Genomic DNA, 711 nt, shown 5'->3' with positions numbered 1-711 from the left:
TATGATAGATAAAGAAAATATTATTATTAAAAATGAAAATGGTACTTATTGACAAAGATTAGGTTTTGAACAAAGAAATCCAAGTCAAAGTTTTAAAGCATGAAAAAATCGTAAGTTTTTAAAATATGATAAATATCCATTTCATATTAAAAAAGCATATATTATGCGATATAATGCTTTATCAATTTTATATCATACACCATTTTTAAGTTTATATGGTTTATTTTTTACTAGTTTACATTTTAATTGAATACCAACATTAGAACCAGTTAAAGAGTTTATGTTTGGTCAGCACAATATAACTGATGGTGGTTTTTTTGGATATGCTGGGATTGTTATATCATATCCAATATTACATGGTACTGCTTGATTAACAACAAAAATACCTAAAATACCAGCAATTAAATTACCGATTGGTAAATGTTTAGAACAAGTTTATAAAATACCAAGTTATATATTATATTTAATATTATTGGGTTGATTAATATTTCGTAAATATCTTAAAAAACATAATGTTAATATTTGTCATAATTGTAAAAAAACAATAGAACAAGTTAAAAGTTGAAATCAATATTGTCTTAAAAAAAGATGAAATAAATAGACTATATAGGGGTGGTAGATATTTTTGGGTGGTTATATAGTCTATTTTATAAATTATTTTGTTCTGAAAGAATAGATGGCCACTGTTTTAGTAAGGATAGAAAGGAAATA

Annotated in this window: 1 protein-coding gene; it reads left to right on the top strand. The window is 23.2% G+C overall.

Annotated features, from left to right (window positions below):
• Positions 1 to 601 (top strand): hypothetical protein (locus tag C6B38_RS10270; RefSeq protein ID WP_105299027.1); only part of this gene is annotated, 601 nt, incomplete at its 5' end.
• Positions 602 to 711: the final 110 nt, after the last annotated feature.

This window comes from Spiroplasma sp. ChiS (assembly GCF_002968355.1).
Lineage (GTDB): Bacteria > Bacillota_I > Bacilli_A > Mycoplasmatales > Mycoplasmataceae > Spiroplasma > Spiroplasma citri.
Note: the sequence above shows the minus strand (reverse complement) of the source record. Positions and strands in the feature narration are given on the sequence as shown.